The sequence below is a fragment of the Myxococcales bacterium genome, assembly GCA_022184915.1.
GTDB lineage: Bacteria > Myxococcota_A > Polyangia > Fen-1088 > Fen-1088 > JAGTJU01.
Genome location: JAGTJU010000008.1, coordinates 56,981 through 79,495 on the forward strand (window position 1 = coordinate 56,981; position 22,515 = coordinate 79,495).

Annotated in this window: 19 protein-coding genes; 16 read left to right on the forward strand and 3 right to left on the reverse strand. The window is 67.5% G+C overall.

The genetic code is table 11. From position 1 onward, the window contains the following. The first annotated feature begins 3 nt into the window (after positions 1 to 3). From KA712_23820 to KA712_23890, 15 genes are all read left to right on the forward strand, one after another. A complete protein-coding gene (locus KA712_23820) occupies positions 4 to 627 on the forward strand; it encodes an OmpA family protein (protein MCG5055994.1) in 624 nt (207 codons plus the stop codon). Beyond that, entirely contained in the window at positions 627 to 2,423 is a 1,797-nt protein-coding gene (locus tag KA712_23825; protein MCG5055995.1) for a hypothetical protein, read from the forward strand. Before KA712_23820 ends, KA712_23825 begins: the two co-directional genes overlap by 1 nt. Before the next feature lie 6 nt (positions 2,424 to 2,429). Then, positions 2,430 to 4,433, forward strand: coding sequence for a hypothetical protein (locus tag KA712_23830; GenBank protein MCG5055996.1), 2,004 nt, complete (start codon positions 2,430 to 2,432; stop codon positions 4,431 to 4,433). Between the two features lie 10 nt (positions 4,434 to 4,443). After that, on the forward strand, positions 4,444 to 5,241 hold the full coding sequence (locus tag KA712_23835; protein ID MCG5055997.1) for a hypothetical protein: 798 nt from the start codon (positions 4,444 to 4,446) through the stop codon (positions 5,239 to 5,241). A gap of 2 nt (positions 5,242 to 5,243) precedes the next feature. Next, positions 5,244 to 7,148, forward strand: coding sequence for a hypothetical protein (locus KA712_23840; protein MCG5055998.1), 1,905 nt, complete (start codon positions 5,244 to 5,246; stop codon positions 7,146 to 7,148). Then, positions 7,145 to 7,753 (forward strand): hypothetical protein, encoded by a 609-nt coding sequence (locus KA712_23845; GenBank protein MCG5055999.1) that lies wholly within the window; start codon positions 7,145 to 7,147, stop codon positions 7,751 to 7,753. The genes KA712_23840 and KA712_23845 overlap by 4 nt, the downstream gene beginning before the upstream one ends. Positions 7,754 to 7,823: 70 nt before the next feature. Next, on the forward strand, positions 7,824 to 8,882 hold the full coding sequence (locus KA712_23850; protein ID MCG5056000.1) for a hypothetical protein: 1,059 nt from the start codon (positions 7,824 to 7,826) through the stop codon (positions 8,880 to 8,882). A 98-nt stretch (positions 8,883 to 8,980) separates the two neighbouring features. Further along, positions 8,981 to 9,634 (forward strand): MotA/TolQ/ExbB proton channel family protein, encoded by a 654-nt coding sequence (locus KA712_23855; GenBank protein ID MCG5056001.1) that lies wholly within the window; start codon positions 8,981 to 8,983, stop codon positions 9,632 to 9,634. Between the two features lie 27 nt (positions 9,635 to 9,661). Continuing rightward, the gene (locus KA712_23860; protein MCG5056002.1) at positions 9,662 to 10,102 is read left to right on the forward strand and encodes a biopolymer transporter ExbD; all 441 of its coding nucleotides are present in this window, start codon (positions 9,662 to 9,664) and stop codon (positions 10,100 to 10,102) included. A 15-nt stretch (positions 10,103 to 10,117) separates the two neighbouring features. After that, the gene (locus KA712_23865; protein MCG5056003.1) at positions 10,118 to 11,083 is read left to right on the forward strand and encodes an energy transducer TonB; all 966 of its coding nucleotides are present in this window, start codon (positions 10,118 to 10,120) and stop codon (positions 11,081 to 11,083) included. Between the two features lie 61 nt (positions 11,084 to 11,144). Next, positions 11,145 to 12,131: a hypothetical protein gene (locus KA712_23870; GenBank protein ID MCG5056004.1), complete on the forward strand. Its 987-nt coding sequence runs from the start codon at positions 11,145 to 11,147 to the stop codon at positions 12,129 to 12,131. Beyond that, positions 12,128 to 14,866, forward strand: a complete 2,739-nt coding sequence (locus KA712_23875) for a TonB-dependent receptor (protein ID MCG5056005.1) — start codon at positions 12,128 to 12,130, stop codon at positions 14,864 to 14,866. Before KA712_23870 ends, KA712_23875 begins: the two co-directional genes overlap by 4 nt. Positions 14,867 to 14,878: 12 nt before the next feature. Beyond that, complete coding sequence (locus KA712_23880; protein ID MCG5056006.1) at positions 14,879 to 15,532, forward strand: hypothetical protein; 654 nt, start codon at positions 14,879 to 14,881, stop codon at positions 15,530 to 15,532. 57 nt (positions 15,533 to 15,589) lie between these two features. Beyond that, positions 15,590 to 17,119 carry an MATE family efflux transporter gene (locus KA712_23885; GenBank protein ID MCG5056007.1) on the forward strand — a complete coding sequence of 510 codons (1,530 nt, stop codon included), beginning with the start codon at positions 15,590 to 15,592 and terminating at the stop codon, positions 17,117 to 17,119. Between the two features lie 73 nt (positions 17,120 to 17,192). Then, positions 17,193 to 17,678: a DUF2195 family protein gene (locus KA712_23890; GenBank protein MCG5056008.1), complete on the forward strand. Its 486-nt coding sequence runs from the start codon at positions 17,193 to 17,195 to the stop codon at positions 17,676 to 17,678. 78 nt (positions 17,679 to 17,756) lie between these two features. Here the strand turns inward: KA712_23890 and KA712_23895 are convergent, their stop codons facing one another. After that, the gene (locus KA712_23895; GenBank protein MCG5056009.1) at positions 17,757 to 18,623 is read right to left on the reverse strand and encodes a LamG domain-containing protein; all 867 of its coding nucleotides are present in this window, start codon (positions 18,621 to 18,623) and stop codon (positions 17,757 to 17,759) included. Positions 18,624 to 18,718: 95 nt separating this feature from the next. On the opposite strand from KA712_23895, the gene rsmI reads away from it, so the two are divergent. Then, positions 18,719 to 19,573: a 16S rRNA (cytidine(1402)-2'-O)-methyltransferase gene (gene rsmI / locus KA712_23900; GenBank protein ID MCG5056010.1), complete on the forward strand. Its 855-nt coding sequence runs from the start codon at positions 18,719 to 18,721 to the stop codon at positions 19,571 to 19,573. Between the two features lies 1 nt (position 19,574). Here rsmI and KA712_23905 read toward each other — a convergent pair whose 3' ends face one another. Both KA712_23905 and KA712_23910 read right to left on the reverse strand, forming a co-directional pair. Then, positions 19,575 to 20,795 carry a hypothetical protein gene (locus KA712_23905; GenBank protein MCG5056011.1) on the reverse strand — a complete coding sequence of 407 codons (1,221 nt, stop codon included), beginning with the start codon at positions 20,793 to 20,795 and terminating at the stop codon, positions 19,575 to 19,577. A 178-nt stretch (positions 20,796 to 20,973) separates the two neighbouring features. Then, on the reverse strand, positions 20,974 to 22,515 hold the full coding sequence (locus tag KA712_23910; GenBank protein ID MCG5056012.1) for a sigma-54 dependent transcriptional regulator: 1,542 nt from the start codon (positions 22,513 to 22,515) through the stop codon (positions 20,974 to 20,976).

The following is a 22,515-nucleotide window of genomic DNA, read 5'->3' on the forward strand; positions in this document are numbered from 1 at the left end:
GCCATGCAGCGGCGCCCCCTGCAGCACGAAGAGAGCTGGCTGCTCAGCTACGCCGACCTCATCACCAACTTGCTGCTGTTCTTCGTGGTGCTGCTGACGGCGGCGAACCTGAGCCGCGGCAAAATGCAGCAGATCGCCAAGAGCATCTCGGGCAGCGAAAGCCCGGCCAGCCTGGCCTCGATTCAAAAAGAGATAGAGGCGCAGATCGCAAGCAAGCAGCTCGAAAACATGGTTCGCACCAGCATGTCCGAGGCGGGGCTCGAGATCTCGATGAACTCAGGGCTGGTGTTCGATTCGGGCAAAGCCGTGATCCGGCCTGACCTGGAGAACACGCTGATGGCCATGTTGCAAGTGCTCGAACCCTATGCCCGAAAGTACGGCTTCGCCGTCGAGGGCCACACCGACGCCACCCCCATCACCGGCGGCGCGTTCGCCAGCAACTGGGAGCTGTCGAGCGCGCGCGCGATCGTGGTGCGGCATCGGCTGGAAGCCGTGGGCATTCCCCGCGACCGCATCCGCGTCGAAGGCTATGCGGACACCAAGCCGCTTGCCGCAGACGAGCTTGCCGGTCTCAGTGTCGAAGAAACCCTGGCGCGCCACCGGCGCGTGGTCGTGAGGATATTCTGATGCGCATCTGGCTTGCCTTCGTAACCCTCCTGTGTGCGGCGCCTGCGGCGGCACAAACACTCGTGCCCCAAAAGCACGTTCCCGCTGCGGTCCTGGAGCAACTGCGGGCTGTGGAGGCGCAGTTCGAGGCGGCCTTGGCGCGCGACTGTGCGCCCGAGCGCTGCCTGCCCAAGGGCTGCATCTACCGAGACCATACGGTGGTGGATCTGCCGCGGGCCCGGTCGTTGCCGGGTTTCGACGAAGAGGAAGGTCCCGGCAGCGTGCCGCTGCAGGAGTACCTCACCAGCGCACAGTGCGAGTTCGTGCACGAAAAGAACGTGAATGCACGTGACCTTCAGGCGCTGGCGCGGCGGCTCGAACAGAAGCTCTCGCGGGGCTGGCTGAAGGTCAGCATCGCCCGCCAGGCCTTAGAGCCCCTCTCGAGCGCGCTGGCCCAGCCGCCCGCGGACGACGAGGGCGCGGCGCAGACACCCGAGACACAGAGCACGCCTTCCCCCACGGCGGCGACGCCCCCGCGGGAACAGGAAGCGCCTGCGCGCGAGTTGTGGCTCACCTTGCTCCCACACTTTGCGTGGATGATCGCGCTCGTTCTGGTGACGGCGTCGGCCATGACGCTGATCTGGTCGCTGCGGCGGCTCGGTCGCGAGAGTCTCGAGGAGCGCGCCCTCCTGGCCGAACTCGGCGCCCAAGCGTCGCACGACAGCAAAAACTCGACGGAGGCCGACACGGAGGCAGAGGACAAAACGCCTCTGCGAGACGACCCCGCCTTCGTGGCCGCTGCCCACGGCTTGTGGAGCGACCGCATCGCCCAGATCCAGCTGGGCAAGGACAACGGCGTCATCGTCGAGCTGCTCCGACAGTGGCTCAAGCAAGGAAACTTTGCCTTGCTGGCCAAGGCCATCGTGGTGTTCGGCGATCGCCTGTCGCTGGCGTTCCCGGCCGATGGCGACCTGGCGGTGCGCAAGGTCGAGTTCGCGGACTACCTGCGCCAGCTGGATGAGACCACCTTGCCCTCGGACGCGGAGTTTTTCCGTAAGCTCGGCCATCACGCGGTGTCATCGACCTTGCTGTCACAGACCGATGCCGCCGTTTACCATAGCCTGCGCGACGAGTTCGGGATGGCCGGCGTGGCGGCGCTCATGGCACGCCTGCCACCTCGCTTCGCAGCGCTGCTCTTTGCGCTTTCACCCACCGAGTTCCATCAAGACCTGGCGCGCGCCTTGGCGCCCGCCGCGCGCGCGCTGGTGGCGGGGCAGCTGCTCCTTTCGAACCGCATGGCGCCCGAGGAGCAGACGTATCTGTTTGCCGCGTTGGCGGCGGCGCGCGCCGGCGGCACCTTGCCCGCGGCCCCCCCCGAAGGCGTGCTGGATCGTGGCCGTGAGATCGACGCGGCAGGGCCGATGGCGCTGCTGCTGCAGGAGCTCACGCCCGACGAGCGCCGGCGCTTGTTTGCCGAGGCGGTCGCGCGCTGGCGCGGCGGCCTGCCCCCGTGGTGCCAAACCATCGTGGCGCCCGCCCTGTTGCTAAACCTGCCCGCCCACACGCAGGCTGAGCTGCTGCTGGAGGTGGACGTGCGGGAGCTGGCGGCGTGGCTGTGGACGTTTCCCGCAGCGGCACGGCAACCGCTGGTCGACACACTGCCGACGGCGCTGCAGAACGCCCTGCGCGCCCACACCGATTTTGGATCGCGCGCCGAACAGGTCGCGCTGGCGGCGCGGGGGCGAAGCGCACTGGCCGCGGCTGTGCAGCGCGCGGCCGCAGCCGGCAAGCTCAGCTTCGAGACGCTCTGGGCTTGAGACCCCATGCCGCGCCTCGCGCTTTTTGGCTTGTGCCTGTGGGCAGCGACCACCGCGTGCAGCAAGGTGCCGCTCACCAACGTCGACGCCGGCTTCGAGCTGGCCGACGCCGTGTGGTTCGAGGACGAGCACACGCTCTTCGTATTTTACAAGTTGCAGGCAGCGCAGGGCCTGGGGGCCGAGAGCCAGGTCGAGCTGGGATTTCGCACCGATGAGCTCACGCAGGCCTTCGCCTCCGTCAGCAGTTTCCCCACCGTGCATCAACACGTGGCCGTGGATTGTGGGCAGAACGCGCGCTGCGGAAGCACCAGCCTCAGGCTGGCAGAGCGACCCCGGCAGGTGACGCTGCGGCTCCGCTATCATCGAGAGGGCAATGTGTTTTTGGCAACGGACACGCTGCTCACCATCGTGGGCGCAGGCCAGCGCTACAACCACCGCAGCCTCATCGTCTACGGCGTGTTCGATGAAACCAACACGCGCGTGTTCTGGCGGGCGCGCCACCAGTTCCCGAATTTGCGCAACCAAGAGGTCGAGGCGCTGGGACTCAGGCGCCGGGTCAGCATTGCCGGCCGTCGTTTCGGTGACCCAGGGGCCCTCCCCGACGACAATCCCTACGGCTACGGAGCCTTCGACACCTGTCCCCCGTCGCTGCAGGCGCTCGACGCCAACGAACTCGAGACGCGCGCCCGGTCGGCGCTCGACCGAGAGCCGCTGCCTGCCGAGGCCGCTGCGGCCCCGCTCGTGTGCGCCACCGCGACCGTGGACGATGCAAAAGGCCGCTTTGCCGCCACGGCGCTCGCACGGAAGAACCCTCAGACCCGGCCGGCGTTCCCCGCGTTGCGTAGCCCCATTCGCCCGAACCGGGCGCTGGGCTACGTGCTTCGGCCCTGCACCCGTGTGATCTCCGACGTGCACGCCGCCATGCAAAGTCAACGGCTGCTCTTCGTGGACGCCCCCGAGGTGTGCATCGATGACTGGATGATGCCCGGCTTCGCCGAGCAGCTCGCGGCGCGTATCCGTACGCGCATCGACGAAGAACGCACGAGGGGAGAGGACATGGTGCTGACCTTGGCGCTCCATCACGACGATCCCACGGGGGCCCTGGCGGACAGGGTGGAAGACGCTTTGTCGATCGCGCTGGCCCCCGAGCGGGAAAAGACGACGCCCCGGCTGACGGGCGCGTTCGTGTTCGACAGCTTCGGGCATGGCATCACGCGAGAGCCCGTGCGACAGATGGTGCTGTGGTGCCCCGCCCGGGCCGGCAGCGTCCTGGATGAGCTCCCCGAAGGGGCCCCCCGGGCGTGCCCTCTTTTGCCCGACTTGCCGCAGCTGACCTTCGGTGCGTTGCGGGCGAGCGTGCTGCCGATCCTGCCCACGCGCGCGCAGTACCTGCGGTTTCTCGAGACCTACGGCGAAGCGCAAGCGGGGCGCATGCGTGCGCTCACCTTCTTGGCGCCCGAACGCACCCCGCTGTCCCGGAACGTGCAGGTGGGCGACTTCGGGGTGGCCACGTTCTTCAACGACGAGGCGATCTCGGCCTTGCCGGGTGATGTGTTCTCCCACTGCCCCACCGAAGATCCACGCACGGCCGCCGTGGTGTTTTTCGACGAAGCCGAGGCCACGACGCGGCTCCTCGCGGAGCTGCCGCTCGTTCACGAGACGGCGCCGCAACCGAGCTACGCGCTTGGCATCGCGTGGGATTTCCCTTACCTCACACGGCTCGACTACCAAGTGACCGTGGCGGGCGCCGTGAGCGCCTTTTCGTTGTCGGTCCCCTTCGGCATTTCGGGCACCAACACCTCGTACTTCGGCACCGAGCTGTGGCGCACGGGGGAATTTCCCCTGCGCGAAGCGCTTCTGCAGTGTGAGCGCTTCTGCGATCATCCCACCTTTGATTCCGCGGGGGTCTACAACGTGCTGGCAACGTTCGCTTCGACATACAAGCAAGAGTGCTACCGGCCGCGGTATCCGTCCGTCCTGCCGGAGGAGGCGTTTCCCCTTGATCCGTAGGCCAGGATCGGTGGGTTTCGCGCTGGCGCTCGCCCTGGCGTTGCCCGCGGGAGCACGAGGGCAAACGTCTGCTGTGGTCACACCGCCCGTATCATCCCCTCTGCGTGCAGCCGATGGCGCTGCGCTCGCACCTTACCGTCTGCCGCTCGATGCGCTCATCGAGCGCACGTTGGGCAGCACCTCCCGGGCCGTGCGTTTCGATTGGCGAAGCAAAGCCATCGGCGTGGGCGCGTTCGGCAGCCAGGTGCTCGAGCTCAACAACTTCGGGAGCGCGCGCTTCGGGCTCCTGGCCCGCCGCCCCTGGGGCAGTCTGATGACGGAGCTTTCGCTTGCCCGCGTCGAGACCTGGGGCAGCACGAGCGCCACGCGCTTGTCGCTCACGCCCTACCGGCAAGCCGGACGGCCGAGCCGGTTCGAGCTGGGGCTGAACGTGGGCTATCCTTTGGCCGAGGGTGTGGCCACGGCGCGCCCTGGGTTTTTCCCGGCCACCGAGCTCGTGTTCTCGGTGAACGCGGAGCTCCGCTACCTTTACTATCCCGGCGCGCTCAGCGGCGCCACCTTCGGGCAAGTGGCCCGCGCGGCCCTGTCACCGCGGCTGTCGGCGCGCGAAATGCGCAACCTCGAGGACGACCGTTTGCCCGCCATGGACGTGGACCGCGGCCGTTACGGCCTTCTCGTGGGCTTTACCTTCGACATCTATTTCGCAAAGGGCGGATTTGTCTCCCCGCGCGTGATGATGGCTCCGTTTGGCAGCGCGGCCCTGGGGTGGTGGTGGGATCTGGCGTTCGCGGCCGGGTGGATGTTTTGAACGTGCGTCTGCTCTGTCTGGGCGTCAGCGTGGCGCTGGCCTCGGCGGCACAGGCCGAGCCGAAGGCGCCCCGCGTTCCGCCACAAACGCTCGTATTCTGGAACGCGCGGCTCGCCTTGCGCGAGGGCCGCCCCACCGACGCCCTCAAGCTGTGGATGCTTCACAATGGCCTGCGCCAGGCGGGGCAGCCTGCGGCAGAAGAAGGTGATTTTTCGTCGGTCGTGTGGGCCGCGCTGGGAGAGCTTGGCCTTTGCCAACAGACGTTCCCGCGCGATCAAGACCAGGGCGCGGGCCTGTGGCCCCTGGCGTTGCACAACTACGTGGTGCGCGCCGCCTTTGCGCCCGAGCCTCCCCCGCGCGCGCCGCCGTTCGCCGCCTTCCAGATGGCACGCCAGGCCCGCACATTCTCGCTGCACGATGTGCTCGACGCCGAAGAGCTTCGTTCTGTCCGCTTTCACCCCACGGCATGCACGCTGCCGGGCTTGCCAGGGGGCTTCATGGGCCGCGATCGCGGCCGCATGGGTGATCGCATCGAGATGATGCGCTACCTGCGGCACACCCTGTCGACAGCGCTCGAAACGGTGACGCCGGGCAAAACCCGGGGCATGGAGGCCGTCGAGGCGCGGCTTTTCGATCTCGACCTGGCCCTCATCGACGCCGAAACGCGCCGCCTGCGCCTCGCGGGAGTGGAAGCGCGCACGAGGGCGCGTGAGCTAGGGCTGTCGCCGGAGGCGGTGTTGCGCGCGCGGGTCGCGGACACGGCGTGGCCGCCCACGTCGGCCGAGGGGCGTTTTCTCCGCAGAACGCTGACCTGGCGTGCCGACGCGTGGCTGACGCTCGAGCGCGAGCGGCGTGTGTTTTTGTTTTCGCTGGCGCGCGCGTACGCCCCGGATGACGCCGCGGCCGAAAGGGTGGCCCTCGCGGTCATCGACGCGCTCGTCGTGCGGGGCCTCGGCGCGGAGGTGCAGCAGTGGGTGGGCGCCACAGGGACGTCACCGCGTTTTCGTGACGCCCTCACGCAGGGTGAGCGGGGCCTGCGCCTTCTCACCTTGGACAACGCCTCTGGCTTTCGCGAGCGGAGCGCGGTGGCGCTTCATCGGGCCGTGGCCTTCCTCGAAGCCGGCCAGCTCAAAGACGCCCTCCGCGCGTTTGCCTACGCGCTGGCGGAGGCCGAGACCTCGCGGGAAGCCGCCGCCCTCTCGGCGCTGTGCCGTCGCTGGCTGGCCTACGTGCTCGCGCAGTTTCAGGCCGACGCCGAGGTCATCCGCATTCTCGAGACCGTGCTGCCGAAGCCGGATTATCGGATCGTGGCCGCCGACCTGGTATGGCGGGCGGCCCTGAGGCGGGATGCCGCCTCGTTCGAGGCGCTCATGGCCACACTGCCGCGCGGGAGCGCCTTCGACACCGACGCAGCGGATCTGCGCAAGCTGGCCCACGGCCGCATCCCCGAGATGCTGAGCGCGCTCGCGCAGCGAAGCCAAGCCGAACCCCACCTCACGTTGCGCCTGTGCGCGCGCCTGCTCGACAACCTGGAGGCAGAGGCCACGGACGTTCGTCGTAGCCACCTGCCCACGCTGCGCGGCCTGCTAAGCCTTTTCGACGAGATCGCCGCGCGCACGACGAGCGCCGGCGCTCAGAAGCGCAGGGCCGAAGAGCTCGGGGCACGCAGCCGCGCCCTGCTCGAGGGCCTGCGGGCGCCCCTGGCCGACGACGCCGCGCACGCGCTGTCCCCACGGGCAGAGACGTTTGCAGGCAACATACGCGTGGCACCGAGCGATCCTTTGCCCTGGCCCTTCCCCGCACCCGACCCGAAGCCCACGTCGGTGTTCGTTCCGCTGCGTCTGCAGCCGCTCGAGTGGCGGGATGAGACCGGAGCCCTGATCTTCGGCTGGAGTGTGAGCGATTGAGCGATCCCCTGCGCCGCCGCCAATTCGCCGCACGCCGGGCCGCCCTCCGGCACGCCCTGACGGCCGCACGGCAGCGGGCGCACAGCCGCTTGCCGCAGCCTCGGCGGCGGCGAGGCGCCCGTGCCCTCGCCATCGCCCTGCTCCTCGCGCTCGTCGCCCTGGCCCGCTGCCTCGCGGAGGCGCCCCCGCCCTCGCCCCCGCCCCCGCCGCAAGACGCCGCGCCCGTCAGCGCCCCGCAGCCCCCGGCCCCGGCCGCGTCCCCCCCCCGCTCGGCCCCCCTGCCTCCCCGCCCCCGGCTGCGTGTGGCCAGCGCCCCGACGCCTGATTGGATCGATGAGTTCAGGCTGCAGGTGGGCGCCCGCAGCCCGCGCCTCGCCCGCTGCCTCACGGGCGCTGCGCTTCCCGGACGTCTGCGTTTTTCTGCCACGGTCGATCGCAACGCGGGGATCGTCTCCGATGCCGAGATCGAGGTGGCCTCTGGGGGCGGCCCGAGCCGCGACCAAAGCCGCTGCCTCGTGGACGTGCTCCGCCACCCGGCTTACGACCTGCGGCGCGGGCAGGCCCCGGCCGTGCCCGAGCGCGTGAGCCTGGTGATCGAGTTCTGACGGGGCCCACCGCCCCCACCGAGCCCGCCCTTGCGGTCCCCCGGCAAACTTGATAGCCGCTGCCTTTCCCATGAGCGCCTCTGGCACCTTCACGGCCTATCTGGTCGAGCCCGCGTTCGAGGCGGCGCTCGAAGCGGAGCTGGGGAGCGCGCCGGGCCGCAGCCCCCGGTGGCCGGCCGTGCTCACGCGCCCCCGCGGTCACGACGGGCCCGAGGATCCGATGTTCGCGCGCCAGGTGTTGCCCGAGGCGCAGCTCATCAAGGCGCCTGCGCCGGAAGCGCTCGTCGAGCAGGTCCTCGAGGCGAGCCTCGCGCGGGTGCAGGGCGCGGTGGCGGGGCCTTTCGTGTTCACCCCCGACGCCTCACGGTACCGGGCGCTCGCGGCCGCCGTGGGGCCCTGCACGCAGCGCCTCAAAGCGGGTTTGAAAGCGGCGGGGCACAAAGGGCTTCCCCCCAATCCACAAGCGCTGCGGGCGGCGTTTCGGCAGGGCCGGCAGGTGCTGCAAGTGGCTTTGGTCGGACACACGTCCGCCCTCGTATCGTGCAGCGTGCCCCGCGCGTGCGTTGGCGGCGGCTTCGACATCTCGCCCTGGCCCGCGGGTCTGGCCCCCGTGGCTCAGGATCGGCAAGCCCCGTCCCGGGCGTACAAGAAGCTCGAGGAAACCTTCGCGTGGCTCGGCCGCGCTCCCAGGGCTCACGAAACCGTGGTGGATCTCGGCGGCGCTCCCGGGGGGTGGGCGTGGACGGCGCTCAAGCGCGGCGCCCAGGTGACCGCGATCGATCGCGCGCCGCTGTCTCCGCCCGCGGCGGGGCACCCGGCCCTCGTGCAAGTGCAGGGCGATGCCTTTGCGTTTTCGCCCCCGGCCCCCGTCGACTGGTTGCTCTGCGACGTCATCTGCGAGCCCGCGCGCTCGCTGGCGCTCATCACCCGCTGGGCGCGCGAGGGCTGGTGCCGTCACCTGGTGGTAACGGTGAAGTTCAAGGGCGCCACCGGCAATCATCTCGCCGTGTCTCCGATCGTGTCCGTGCTGACCACGGCGGGCTTCAGGGTTGCGCGGGTCAAGCACCTGCACAACAACCAGAACGAGGTGGAAGTGTTCGCCTCCCGCGAGGGCGATCAACACGGCTGACACGTAAAGTCGTGTGAACGTCACGTTTGGCTTTGGCCGACATCCGACCCAAATGCTAACGTCTGGCCGCCCCGGCCACGACGGCCGCCTGGATGGTCATGAATCAGAACTCTCGCTTCGTTCAAACTCTCCTCGAGTTGCCCATCTTCGAGTCCGAATGGGTGCTCTATTTGCTGATCCTGCTGTCCGCGGCCTCCATCGCCGTGATGATCGAGCGGGCGGCGTTTTACCGCAGCCGGCGCGTCGACACCGATGGCCTGCGCAAAATGCTCTCGGAGCGCCTTGCGAAGGGCGACTACGCCGGCGCCCTCGGCGAGATGCAAAAGCAGGATTCGCTGGAGACGAACGTGGTGCTCGTGGGTTTGCAAGCGTCGGCCAAGGGGCCCGAGTCCGTGGAGGATCTCATCTCGGGCGCCCTCGGGCGTGAAAAGACCCGCTACGAAAAGCGCCTCAGCTTCCTGGCCACGCTGGCCAGCAACGCGCCCTACATCGGGCTCTTCGGCACCGTGCTCGGCATCATCCGCGCCTTCCGCGATCTGGCCGCCAACATGGCGGATGCCAGCACCTCGGTGATGGCCGGCATCGCCGAAGCGCTGATCGCCACGGCGGTGGGCCTTTTGGTCGCGATACCGGCCGTCATCGCCTACAACGTGTTCAAGGGCCGCGTGAAAGAATCCGTGACCGACTGCCAGATGTTGTCACGCGTGGTGCTGGCACAGCTCAAGTCCACCGATCTCGGCAAAGCCGACTGACCTTCGACGTTTCCTCGGAGACCCTCCATGGCCTCTCTCGACGATGGCGCTGACGAAGACGGACCTCTCGCTTCGATCAACATCATTCCCTTCGTGGACATCGTGCTGGTGCTGCTGGTCATCTTCATGCTGACCTCCGCCACGATCGTGCGGGCCAGCTTGAAGGTCGAGCTGCCCCGTGCGGCCTCGGGCGGTGCCCGCGTGGAATCCACGTTGAATCTGGTGGTGCCGAAGGAAGGCCCGTTTTTGGTCAACGGAGAGCCTGCCGCGAACCTCGAGGCCGTGGGCCGCCTGGTGAAAGCGGCGGCGGCAGCCGATCCGAAGACTCAAGCCGTGATCGCGGGCGACAAGGGAGCGGAGTACGGTCGGGTGGTGGAGATGATCGACGTGGTGAAGCAAAACGGCATCAAGGCCTTCGCCCTCGACATCGAGAAGGGCAACGCCCCCACCGCGGCCGCCACCCCCTGAACCCGCCCCGCACCGATGATGGACCTCGAAAGCCGCGCCCGCGCCCGCCCGCAACCTCTGCGGCGCGCGCCTCTGCCCGTCAGGCGCGCAGAGGCGCGTCGGGCCGCGCGGGAGCGCATCGCGGTGGCTGCCACCCGGCCCGTCACACGGGAGCAGCTGGCACTCGATCCGCTCACGCACGAATCCCGCGCGCCTGCCGCCAGGGCCATCGGGTTCTTTGCCGCGGCGCTGGCCCTCCACGCGCTGGTGGTGGGGCTTGGCGTCTGGCTGGGTGACGGCGCCCACGAGTTCGTCCGCGACGAGCAGCAGGTGAAGATCGAGGTGCGGGAGCCGCCCCCCCCACCACCGCCCCCGCCCGAACCCGAACCCGAGCCCGAGCCGGTGGAAACGCCCCCCCAAACACCACCCCCGAAACCTCAGCCGAAGGTCGAGCGGGCACCGGCGCCGCCGCCTCCCAAGGCCGAAACACCCCCCCCGCCGCCGGAAGCCAAGCCTCCACCGCGCGTGGTGGGCTTGAGCCTCGACTCCACGACCGAAGGCGGCAGTGGCCCCTCCTTCGCCGTGGGCAACACGCGCGAGGGCGAGACCGGCAAACGCGCCGCGGACCCCAACAAAGTGGCGCCCGTGGGCGTGGGCCCCATCGTGGAGCAGCCCACGGAATCGCCGAACCGGGCGGCCTCGCGCATCCCCACCGTGGGCCTTCAATACACGCCCGCCAAACGCAAGCAGGTCATCAAGCCCCCCTACCCCGAAGCCCTCAAGGCCCAAGGCATCGAGGGCGACGTCACCGTGATGGTGACCATCGACGCCACGGGAAAGGTGAGCAACGTCAAGGTCGTCAAAGAGGCGGCCTATGCCGAGTTCAACGAGTCGGCGCGCAAGACCGCGCTTGCGGAAGAGTTCGAGCCCGCCCAAAAAAACGGGGCGGCCGTTCCCGCCACCATCACCTTCACGTACCGTTTTCGCTTGGAAGAATCTTGAACGGTTTCCGGCCCAGCGCCGGCCCGGCCCATTCGGGCCTTGCGACCCACGAGCTTTTCGCATGATACGCACGATCAGGATGACAGCCCTCGAAGGCCTCTGTCTCGCGGCGCTCGCGCTCGGAGGCGCGGCCTGCACCGAAGACTTCCCTCCTTACAACCGCCTCGAAGCCTTGCGCGTGCTGGCCATCCAGAGTGAACCGGTGGCCCCGGCCTTTGGTGAAACCACCACCCTGACCCCGCTCGTTCACACCGCCGCAGGCGAAGCCGTGACGTACGCCTGGTCGTGGTGCCCCTTCGCCGGCGGCGCCAACGACGGCTATCCCTGTCTGGTTTCCGAAGAGCAGCTCCGGGCCCAGCTGGGTGCCGCTGGCGCCAACCTGCCCCCCTTCGATCTCGGCACGGGCCCCACCGCCAGCTTCACGCACACGCTCGACCCCGCCGCGCTGGCTCCGCTGTGCGCCGCCACCCTGCCGCCGGGGTTGGCGCCCTTTCCCCTCTCGCTCGACTGCAAGGAGGGGTTCCCCATCTCGATCAAGCTCGTGGTCAGCACACCCACCGATACCATCACCTCCGTGCGCAGCCTCGACCTGCGCCTGGATCCCAGCACGCCACCCAACACAAACCCGCGCATGACGAATTTGGTCGCCCTGTTGCCGGTCCCCGGTTTCCCGGAACGCAGGACCACAGCACCCTTCGACGCCGTTGGCACCGTGGTGTTGCCGCGCAGGGTGGAGACGACGATCCAGGTCACGGTGGATCCCACGAGCTCCGAGCCTTTCGTGGACAAAAACGAACGGAATGAAGACATTCCGGCCAACGAGCGCTTGTTTTTGACCTGGTTCGTCGAGTCGGGCAGCACGGACGACGAACGAACCAGCTTTTTGCCCGGGCTCACCAATCTTCTGGAGGCAACGATCAACGGGTGGCGCCCCGCCTCCGTTGAGGACTATGCCCCCGCCACCTCGCGCATCTACGTGGTGGTGCGCGACAACCGAGGCGGCGTGAGCTGGCTTTCGGGCCTTGCCACCTTGGGAGCGGAACCATGAAGCGCAGTCTGCACGGCAGCGTGGCGCTGCTCCTGGGTCTCTTCGCCAGCGTTCCCACCGGGGCGCGGGCCCAGGGCGTGTCCGCAAAGAGCGGTGCCGCAACGGCCCCCGGCGGCGACGGGGCCGATGCGGGGCGTGAGACGCTCGAGGCCTCGAAGCTCAGCAAAGTCCCCAAGCAAAAGACCTTCGTGAAAGCGGACTATCCGCCCGAAGCCAAGGCGCAGGGGCTCGAGGGCGAAGTGACCTTGCTGCTCGACATCAACGCCGAGGGCACCATCGACGCCGTGAGCGTGGTCGAGGCCACCCCACCGGACGTGGGCTTCGAGGAGGCCGCGTCGATCGCGGCCCAAGGCTTCGAGTTCGAGCCGGCCGAGGTGGAGGGAAAGCCCATCGCCGTTCAGCTGTCATACAGGTACCGCTTTACCCTCGAACCCGAAGCGCCCGCCAGCGCGCCCCCCCCGGGACCTGAGTCACCCGGGCCAAACGACGCCCCGGCCGCCGCCCCCAAGCCTGCCAAGGCTCCCGTGGCCAACTTCACCGGGCTGCTGCTCGAACGAGGCACCCGTTCCCCCTTGCCGGGCGTGATCGTCACGGTGTTCCGCGACGACGGAGACGCTCCCGTGGGCTACGAAGCCACTACCAGCGAACAGGGACGTTTTGAGTTCTTCGATCTGCCCGCGGGCCCCTGGAAGGTCCTCATCGAGGCGCCCGGCTTTTACCCCTTCCGAACCACGGAGGAGTTGGCAGAGAACGAGGCGATCGACGCGACCTACTACGAAGAGCGGCAATCGTATAACCCCTACGACGTGACGGTCACGGCCGATCGGCCCCGCAAAGAGGTGAGCCGCACCGTGATCTCGGCGAAGGAGATCGACAAAATTCCCGGCACGGCCGGCGATCCCTTGGCCGTCATCCAAAACTTCGCAGGCGTGGCCCGCACGCCGGTGGGCAGCGGCCAGATCATCGTGCGCGGCTCGGCCCCCGAAGACACCCGGGTGTTCGTGGACGGCGTCGAGGTTCCGATCATCTACCACTTCGGGGGGCTGCGCAGCGTGCTCCCGATCGGCATGCTGGATGGGATCGATTTTTACCCGGGCAACTTCGCCCCCAGCTACGGCCGCGCCACCGGCGGCGTCATCGACGTGCGTACGAAGAAGCCCGAGGCCAAGCAGCTGCGCGGCTACGCCGACGTGAGCCTGCTCGACACGGGCGTGTTCCTCGAGATTCCCCTCGGGACCAAGGGCTCACTGTCGCTGTCCGGGCGGCGCAGCTACATCGACTTCATCCTCAACGCCGTGGTCCCCGAAGACGCCGACGTGAACCTGGTGGCGGCGCCGCGCTACTACGACTACCAGCTGCTCGCGACCTACCGCCCGGCGCCTGCGCACGACATCCGGTTCTTTTTCTTCGGCTCCGATGACCGGCTCGAGCTGCTCTTCACCAACCCGGCCGATCTCGACACGGCCGTCACCGGCAACAGCCTGTCGGCCTCCACCACGTTCTACCGCTCGGCCACGACCTACCGCTACGTGCCGAGCCCGAACTTCTCGAACACGCTGCGCATCTCTCAGGGGCGCAACTGGTTCAACTTCTCGGTGGGCAACCTGGTCTTCGACCTCAACGTGTACGTCAGCCAAATTCGCGACACGGTCGAGCAAAGAATCAATGATCGCTTGTCGCTCCGCTACGGCGTCGACTTTTTGTTTTCGCGGGCCAATGGCCTCATCCGGCTGCCACTGCCTCCGAAAGAAGGCGAGCCGGTAGGCAACTTCGACCTGTCCGAGACCCGCACGGCGGACTTCACCAACAACGATTTTTACGAGCCGGCCCTGTTCGCCGAGGCCGAGCTACGCCTCACGGACAAACTGCTCGCGCTGCCGGGCGTGCGCGCCGACTACTTCTCACAGGTCAAAGAAGCCGTGGTGCAGCCGCGGGTCACCGTGCGCTACAGCCTGACCGATACGGTCACGCTCAAGGGCGGCGTGGGCTTGTTCGCCCAGCCTCCCCAGCCCGACGAAACCTCGAAGGACTTCGGAAATCCGAACCTCAAAGGCGAAAAGGCGGCCCACTACTCCGCCGGCGCCGAGTACCGGCCGCTGCGTCACCTCACCTTCGACCTCACCGGCTTCTACAAAGACCTCTGGGACCAGGTGTCCGGTACGGATGCCTTCCGTATCGGGGCATCCGGCGAGCGCATCCCCCTTGTTTACGACAATGGCGGCACGGGGCGCGTCTATGGTCTGGAAGCCGTGATTCGTCACGAGTTCTCGAACAACTTCACCGGCTGGCTGGCCTATACGCTCTCACGCGCCGAGCGCACGGACTCGGGCTCTGGCGAGTCGCGCCGCTTCGACTTCGATCAGCCGCACATCCTCACGATGATCGCTTCGTATCTTTTGCCCCGTAACTGGCAGGTTGGCAGCCGCTTCAGGTTGGTCAGCGGCAACCCCCTCACGCCGATCCGAGGCGCCACCTTCAACGCGGTCTCAGACCGCTACGACCCGATCTTTGGGCCCGTCAACTCGGGCCGCAACGGCGCGTTCCATCAGCTGGATCTGCGCGTGGACAAACGCTGGGTGTACGACCGGTGGATGCTGAACGTGTACCTCGACGTGCAAAACGTCTACAACCGCTCCAACCCCGAGGGGCAGCAGTACAACTACGATTACCGGCGCTCACGGCCCCAGCAAGGGCTACCAATCTTGACGATCCTGGGTATCCGGGCCGAGTTTTGAGGGGCATCCGACATGAATCGTCATAACGTCCTTCCCAGTACGCTTGCCGCCTTGTTCCTTGGCCTGGTGGCGCTCATGCCCATCCGCCCCGCGCACGCCCAGACCACGACGGCCCTCGAAATGCCCTCGCCCCGCCAGGGCTACTACCTGTCCGCGGGTCTGCATGCGGCGTCGCAGTTCATCTGGAAAGACAGTGACGCCCAGGGCGCCCGCACGTCGATCGGCAACACCTTGCGCCTTGGCGAGATGCTCACATCCCGCTTCGGGCTTGGTCTCTTGATCGGCTTTACGAACGCAGACACCGCAGAGGACACGGCCTTCATGGGAGGCCTGTCACTCGAAGGGCAGGCCCGGGTGTGGCGCAATCTGGCCGTGCACGCGGCCACGGGGCTTGGCTTCGTTCAGCTCACGGAGAAAAACCCCATCAACCCCGACGACGCGTCCGAAGGTGTGGGAGGGGCCATGTACACGCTGGGCGTGTCCTACGATTTTTTCCCTTACCGCAAAGCGCTTTCGGGAGGCCTGTCCCTCAGCCCCACGCTGCGTGTGCACTACATCCCCGGTGACGCGCTCGATGGCTTGGCCGTGTTCGCGGGCCTCGACATCATTTGGTGGACCGGCATACCCAAAAACCAGCTGGATCTTCCGCCCGACAGAGCGTTCTGAACGTCGGGCGGCGCCCCGCCGGCACGTGCGAGGCCCTGCTATGCTGGGGCGCTTTCCATGCAGCCCCTCGACTCTGCAACCTCTGACCCGGGCGGGCTCACGCGCACGCTCTTGCGTTTGGCGTGGCCCATCGTGCTGGCACGGTCGGCGCAATCCGTGATCGGGTTTTCCGATGCGCTGATGACGGCGCCGCTCGGTGAATCGGCACTCGCCGCGGTGACCACGGGCTCGCTCAACTTCTTCGCCTTCGTGATCTTTCCGATGGGCCTCGCGTACATCGTGCAAAGCTTCGCTGCCCAGTTCAAGGGCCGTGGCGATCTGCCTGCAGCCCGGCGTTACGCACATTACGGGCTCTTTCTGGCAGCGCTGTTCTTCGTGATCGGCATCGGCGCCGTGGCTGTGGTGGATGAGTTCCTCGCCTTGTTTCCCTACACCCCCGAGGTGCGGGCCCCCATGCGCGCCTACCTGGCCGTGCGCTTCACGGCGCTTGGCGCCGTGGTGGCCACGGAGGTGCTGGGCAATTGGTTCGGAGGCCTTGGCAACACGCGCCTGCAGATGATCGCGGGCGTGGTGGCCATGGTGTTCAACGTGCTCTTGAACTACGCGCTCATCGGCGGACACTGGGGTGCACCGGCGCTCGGCATCACGGGCGCCGCGTGGGCCAGCGTGATTGCCACCTGGGCGGGCCTGGCGGTGCTGTTGTGGGCCTTCGTCACGCACAAGGTGATAGGCCGCGTGGAAGGCGCATTGAACCTGAACGCCAAAGAATTTCTGCGCATGCTGCGTTTTGGCGTGCCCCACGGGTTCAATTGGTTCCTCGAGTTTTCGGCCTTCTGGATCTTCATCACCGTCATCGTCGCCAAGCTTGGCACCGTGGTGTTGGCCGCTTTCATGGTGGTGCTTCAGATCAACTCGGTGTCGTTCATGCCCGCATTCGGCCTGAGCTCGGCGGGAGCCATTTTGGCCGGGCAGGCCATCGGCGAAGGCCAGCGCGACGACGTGCCGCGGGTGCTCCGTCGTACGTTGATCATCACGGCGCTGTGGCAGGGCTCGGTGGGGCTGCTTTATCTGCTGATGCCGCGCCTACTCATCAGCCTCTTCGCGCCGGGCAACGAAACGGCGGGTAGCCAGGCCACCATGATCGCCGTGGGACGCACCATGCTGGCGCTGTCGGCGGGGGTGGCAGCTCTTCGACGCGGCCGTCATCAGCCTGGGGGAGATCCTGCGCGCCGCCGGCGACACCACCTGGTGCTTGTGGGCGCGGCTCGTGCTGGCGTGGGCGGTGTTCATGCCCGTGGCGTACTACGTGGTGGGCGTACGCGACGCGGGGCACGTGGCCGCCATGTACTGTTTGCTCGGGTACGTGTTGCTCCTGGCCTTCGTGTTCGCATGGCGCTTCCGCAGCGGCGCCTGGCGCAGCATCGATCTGACCGGGTCACAGAGCCCCAGCGCGCCCGGGTGACCTCGTACGATGGGCCAGAATTGGTGCGGTTTAGACAGCCGGCGTCGACTCCCACTGCGGTGGACGCGCACAATTTCCGAGGGAATAGGATTTGGACCCAGCTCAAAAAGACACGCAACCTTTGACCGCCTCGATCCGATAACGTTCAGGCCCGTGGCCGTCACCTGCGGCGCGGCAAGAGTCAACAAGAGAGGCAAGGTGAAACCTCGCCCGTTCATCCTGGGCTACATCCTGCTTTGCCTCGGTGCCTGTGAAAAGCAGCCAAGGCCCGCGCCCTCCCCGGCTCAATCCCAGGTACAGGCGGCCCCTCAATCAGAAGCGGTGGACGCGGACCTCGCCACGGTCGCCGACGCAGAAGCGTTGAAAGAAGCAAAAACGGAGGATTCTGAAATCTCAAACACCGTCTCCGACTGCGTAGATGTGACAGTGGAAGCCGCAGCTGCTGACGCCCGCAACCTGAACATAAGCCTCTCGCTCATCGTCCGAAAAAACATCGGCGCGTGTGGATGCGTATCGGCGCTCTTGAGATACCGCGTGCTGCGTGGTGAAGGTTCGTCGTTGTCCCAGATGGCAACTGGCACCATCAACTCCTTTGACCATGGCGAAAAGCCATTCCACGCTCGCCACCGTGTTGCCAAAAGCGGGGCCCCGTATACCATTCAGGTGGCCTGCAATGGTGGCTAGTACGAGGGCCCGAAGGGCCACCTTGTCGTGCAACGAGAATTAATCTGAAAGCCAGGAACAAACTTCGGATCGGAAGTACTACGGGCTGGCACAAGCCAGCGCCGACGCGCAGAGCGCGGACGGCACGACGCGTCGGCGCCAGATGCGCACGTTATCGATGACCCCGGACAGACGCCCACCGGGGGTGCCGAGGCCCACGAACGCGCGGGCGGAAGTGACGGCCGGCACGACATCACGCACGTTACGTGAACCCCGCGTGAAGCCGTCTTGGAAGAGGCGCAGATCGAAGCCGTCGTAGGTGCAGGCCAGCGCAGTCCACTCGCCGAGCTTCAACACCCCACGCGCCTCACTCCGCTCTTCCCCCACGGTGCAGACGAAGTCACCCTGGCCCGTCACCTCCATAGACATCACCCCCGGCACGGCCACCAGGGTCTCACTGCCGGCCAACGGAAACGATGCCAGCCGTACCCAGGCTTCCACGGTGAGCTTCGTGCTGACGAACGTGGCCTCAGCGCCGGTCGTCACGAAGCCTCCCCCCGCCACATCCAGGACCCGGTCTTCAGGACCATCGCCGAATACCCCCAAGCCGCTGAGCGCGTGCCCGTGGGGGGACCCATCGATGAGCGCGTCCTCGAAAAGCAGGCACAGGGCCAAGTCTGGATCCGCGGGGCAGCCCCGAATCCGCACGGCAGGCCCCCCTCCATCGGGTGCGGCCGCATCCTTACCGCCTGGCGGCTCTGCGTCCCGAGGCAACGTGCCCGGTGAGGAGGCATCGGCGCCTGGGTCGCTGGCATCGGATACGGCGTCTGCTCCTGCGGTCACCGGGGGGTCGTAGGCGGGGTTGTCCACCTGACAACCGCCTCCCGCCAGGTACGCACAGGCCAGGTACGCAAAGGCGAGGAGCGCCCGGCACATCGAACGAACCGGCAGGACGCGAAACGCCATCACGAGAGGCTAAGGATAACCCAAACACGGCTGTGAACTTGCGACTTTTGGGGCCGCAGCCGGCCCAAAGGCAGCCTGCCTGTTATCTTCCCGGCATGCCTGGCGCCGCCCTTTACCTCGTGGCCACGCCGCTCGGAAACCTGCAGGATCTGTCTCCCCGGGCGGCGGAGCTCTTGCGCGTGGCCGACGTGCTTTACGCCGAGGACACCCGCACCGCGGCCCGCTTGCTCTCGGATCTGGGGCTCGGGCGTCCTTTGCACTCCTGCTTCGACGCCAACGAGGCCCAACGGGCCGACGAAGTGGCACAGCACTTCGCCGCAGGCCGAACGGTCGCGTTGTGCAGCGAGGCCGGCACGCCCGGCGTTTCAGACCCGGGGTACCGGATGGTGCGGGCAGCCATCGCGGCCGGGGTGCCGGTGGTGCCGGTGCCCGGACCCTCGGCTGTGCTGGCGGCACTCGTGGGTTCGGGTCTCGCCACCGATCGCTTCTATTTTGGCGGCTTTTTGCCCCGCAAACCCGGCCCCCGACGTGAGGCCCTGGCGCAGCTCAAAACGCTGCCGGCCACGCTGGTGTTCTTCGAGTCACCGATGCGCACCGCCGAGACCCTGCACGACATGGCCGAGGTGTTTGGCCCCCGCGAGGCCGTGGTGGCCCGCGAGCTCACCAAGACCCACGAGGAGTTCGTGCGCGGCGCGCTCGAGACCCTCGCCGCGCGCTACGAAAACGAACGCCCGCTCGGCGAGATCACGCTGGTGGTGGCGGGCGCGCCCGAACACCCCGCCGTCGCAGCCGACGCCGATCTGCATGCGCGGGCCCTGGCGCTTTTGTCCGAAGGCCATTCTCCCAAAGACGCCGCCGCCCGCCTGGCCTTCGAAAGCGGCGTGCCCAAGCGGCAAGCCTACGCGTGCGTGCTCGCTTGCCAGGAAGCGCGCACCCGCCCCGCCCCCTGACTCAGAACAGCAGCGCGCCGTCGAGAAAAAGCGCGTACCCGAAGGCGTCCTGCACGTAGACGCGACGCCCCGGCGCGTCGAAGAGCGCATACCCCGAGCGGCCGTCCGAGAGGTGACGCGCCTGCTCGGCCGTGAGGCCAAAGAGGCCCCGGAAACGCACGTGCTCACCGGTCCGCACGTTCAGGCCCAGGTCGCCCCCGAAGATCCCGTAGGTGGGGCTGCGGGTAATGCCCGGGTTGCGATCCCCTTCGCCATCGCGATCAAGGTCGACGTCGTCGAGCCCGGGCCGGCACCGCGCCATGTCGGTGGGGCACGCCGACGAGCCCGAAAGGGGCTGCCACAGCTCACTGCGCGCCAGGCCCCGAAAGCGCGTCTCCAGATGCAGGCGCAGCTCGAGGCTGATGCTTTGGGCGGCCTCGGGCCGGGCCCACACGGTGGCCTCGAGGCCCGCTTCCACCCGCGCGCGCTGTTGTGGGTCGCTGAAGGCGTCGCCCCCCTGACCCTGCCGCTCGAAAGGGCTCGACGCCGTTTTGATGGGGAACATGTAGTGCCCGCCCACGTAAGGCTCGAGCGCCCCGAAACGGCGAGACGCCATGGTGGTGACGAGCAGCTGGTGGTAGCCCGGCCCCACGGCGGTGTTGGCGGTGGGCCGCGCCGGATCGAAGCGCATGGTCTTCGAGACATCCACGCGCGCCTCGGCCCCCACGAGCCAGGTGGGCTCCGAAGGCACCCGCCGCTGGTTGAACATGGCCCAATTGAAACCGAACGCGAGGACCTCGAGCCCCTGGCGCGTGGGGGCCTCGAAGAGCTTGTCGGAGGGGCTGGTGAAAGGGCGGCCGTTCGGCGCGTCGAGGCCGAAGGTGTTTTGGCCAAAGCCCGGCAAAACACCGTCGCGCAGAAGTGAGGACGAGCTGGCGTCCACCCCCTCGTCGAACGAGAGCGAGCTCGTGGCCCCTATCACGAAGGGCAGATAGAGGTACGCGCCCACGTCCGGCAGCAGCCCGACATCCATGCGCACGTTGAGCAGGTTGCGGCTTTCGCGAAAAATCAGGTCCCGCTGGCGCACCCCTTGGCCCGCAGGCGAGATCGACTCGCGCCGCAGGGCGGCCTTGCGCGCCTCGCGCAGGAACGAGAGCGAGATGTGCAAGTCGTAGGGGTTGTCTTCATCGCCGGCCGAGACCACACGGGTCACCTCGGCGGCCTGCGCGGGCTCCGGGCCCACCGCCAGCCAACCTAAGGCGCAAACCAGAAGAACGCCACGCCCGTGCAGACGGCGCGGCAGCAGGGGACGCGACAAAAGAGCAGGGAAAGCCACGGCGACCCGGGCACGATAACACAAAGCGGCCGCGCGGCGTGCGAACCGGTCCAACACCCTCCAAGCCTGCGTGGCGGGGGGAGGGTCAGCCCCCTTCGCGGTCGCGCAGACCGAGCTCCTTCATCTTGGTTTGCAGGCTCTTGCGCGAGATTTGCAGCTTGCGCGCGGCTTGCGTGACGTTGCCGCCGGTTTCATCGAGCGCCCGCTGGATGAGCTCCCGTTCCACCCGCTCGGTCTCGGCCCGCACGGCCTCCTTGAGCGAGCTCACCTCGGCGCCCGGGGGCAGCGTGCCCTCGCCGGCCGCACGTTCGTCGGCGGTGCCGATTTTGTCGGCGCCCACGGCGGGGCGCGAGCCCGTGATCCGGTTTTCACGTTCAGGCGGGGTACGCCCTTCAAGGCGATCGGTGTGGGACTTTGGCCCCTGCAACTCCGCCGGCAGATCGGCGAGCCGAATCAGGGGCCCTTCGCTGAAGAGCATCGTACGTTCGATCACGTTCTCCAACTCCCGGATGTTGCCGGGCCAGCCGTAGGCCACCAGACGCTCGACGGCCTCGGGCTCGACGCCAACGAAGCGCTTTTTGAGCCGATCATTGAACTTCGCCACGAAGTGGTCCACGAGCGCGGGGATATCTTCCGTGCGCTCGCGCAAGGGAGGCAGCTGAATCGGCACGACGTTGAGCCGATAGTACAGATCTTCGCGAAACGAGCCCGTGAGCAGCTCTGCCTGCAAATCGCGGTTCGTGGCGGCCACCACGCGCACGTCGACCTTGATCGTCTTGATGCCACCCACCCGCTCGAACTCCGACTCCTGTAAAACGCGCAGCAGCTTGACCTGCATCTCGACGGGGATCTCCCCGATCTCGTCCAGGAACAACGTTCCCTCGTGCGCCAGCTCGAAGCGTCCCGGCTTGGCCCCCACGGCGCCGGTGAAGGCGCCCTTTTCGTAGCCGAAGAGCTCGGACTCCATCAACGTCTTCGGGATGGCGGCGCAGTTGATCTTGATGAACGGCCCGCCCCGACGGGACGAGTTTTCGTGCAGAGCGCGAGCAATGAGCTCTTTGCCCGTGCCTGATTCACCCGTGACCAGCACCGTCGACGGGGTGTCAGCGACCTTGTCGATGACGGCGTAAACCTGCTTGATGGCGGTCGATTGGCCCACCAGACGAAAGCGCCCCGCCGCACCCGCAGGCTCGGGGGCCACATCCCGCCGGGCCAGGGCGTTCGTGCTGATGGCCTTCGCCACCAGCTGCCGAATCTGCTCCTGCTCGAAGGGTTTTTCCAGATAGTCGAACGCGCCGAGCTTCACCGCCTCCACCGCGTTTTCCACGGAGCCGTGCGCGGTGATCATCACCACCGGCACGTCCGGATGCTCTGCGGAAAGCTTCTTGAGCAGGCTCATGCCGTCGAGGCCCGGCATTTTCAAGTCCGTGATCACCGTGTTGATCTCGCGGTTCATGCGCTCGAGCGCTTCGTTGCCGTTGGCGGCCGTCACCACGTCGTAGCCCTCGCGCCGCAAGATGGCTTCCAGCACGCGGCGGATGTTGGCCTCATCGTCCGCCACCAACACGCGTTTCGTCTCGGACTCGGACACGGGCCGATGGTAGCAGCCCCCCGCCCAAGTCTCCAT

Bases quoted from the DNA above. Each gene is read 5' to 3' on its own strand.
- KA712_23820 (MCG5055994.1), top strand. From the start codon at position 4: ATGCAGCGGCGCCCCCTGCAGCACGAAGAGAGCTGGCTGCTCAGCTAC.
- KA712_23880 (MCG5056006.1), top strand. From the start codon at position 14,879: ATGAATCGTCATAACGTCCTTCCCAGTACGCTTGCCGCCTTGTTCCTT.
- KA712_23860 (MCG5056002.1), top strand. From the start codon at position 9,662: ATGGCCTCTCTCGACGATGGCGCTGACGAAGACGGACCTCTCGCTTCG.
- KA712_23825 (MCG5055995.1), top strand. From the start codon at position 627: ATGCGCATCTGGCTTGCCTTCGTAACCCTCCTGTGTGCGGCGCCTGCG.
- KA712_23850 (MCG5056000.1), top strand. From the start codon at position 7,824: ATGAGCGCCTCTGGCACCTTCACGGCCTATCTGGTCGAGCCCGCGTTC.
- rsmI (MCG5056010.1), top strand. From the start codon at position 18,719: ATGCCTGGCGCCGCCCTTTACCTCGTGGCCACGCCGCTCGGAAACCTG.
- KA712_23865 (MCG5056003.1), top strand. From the start codon at position 10,118: ATGATGGACCTCGAAAGCCGCGCCCGCGCCCGCCCGCAACCTCTGCGG.
- KA712_23830 (MCG5055996.1), top strand. From the start codon at position 2,430: ATGCCGCGCCTCGCGCTTTTTGGCTTGTGCCTGTGGGCAGCGACCACC.
- KA712_23855 (MCG5056001.1), top strand. From the start codon at position 8,981: ATGAATCAGAACTCTCGCTTCGTTCAAACTCTCCTCGAGTTGCCCATC.
- KA712_23910 (MCG5056012.1), bottom strand. From the start codon at position 22,515: ATGGAGACTTGGGCGGGGGGCTGCTACCATCGGCCCGTGTCCGAGTCC.
- KA712_23885 (MCG5056007.1), top strand. From the start codon at position 15,590: ATGCAGCCCCTCGACTCTGCAACCTCTGACCCGGGCGGGCTCACGCGC.
- KA712_23875 (MCG5056005.1), top strand. From the start codon at position 12,128: ATGAAGCGCAGTCTGCACGGCAGCGTGGCGCTGCTCCTGGGTCTCTTC.
- KA712_23895 (MCG5056009.1), bottom strand. From the start codon at position 18,623: ATGGCGTTTCGCGTCCTGCCGGTTCGTTCGATGTGCCGGGCGCTCCTC.
- KA712_23870 (MCG5056004.1), top strand. From the start codon at position 11,145: ATGATACGCACGATCAGGATGACAGCCCTCGAAGGCCTCTGTCTCGCG.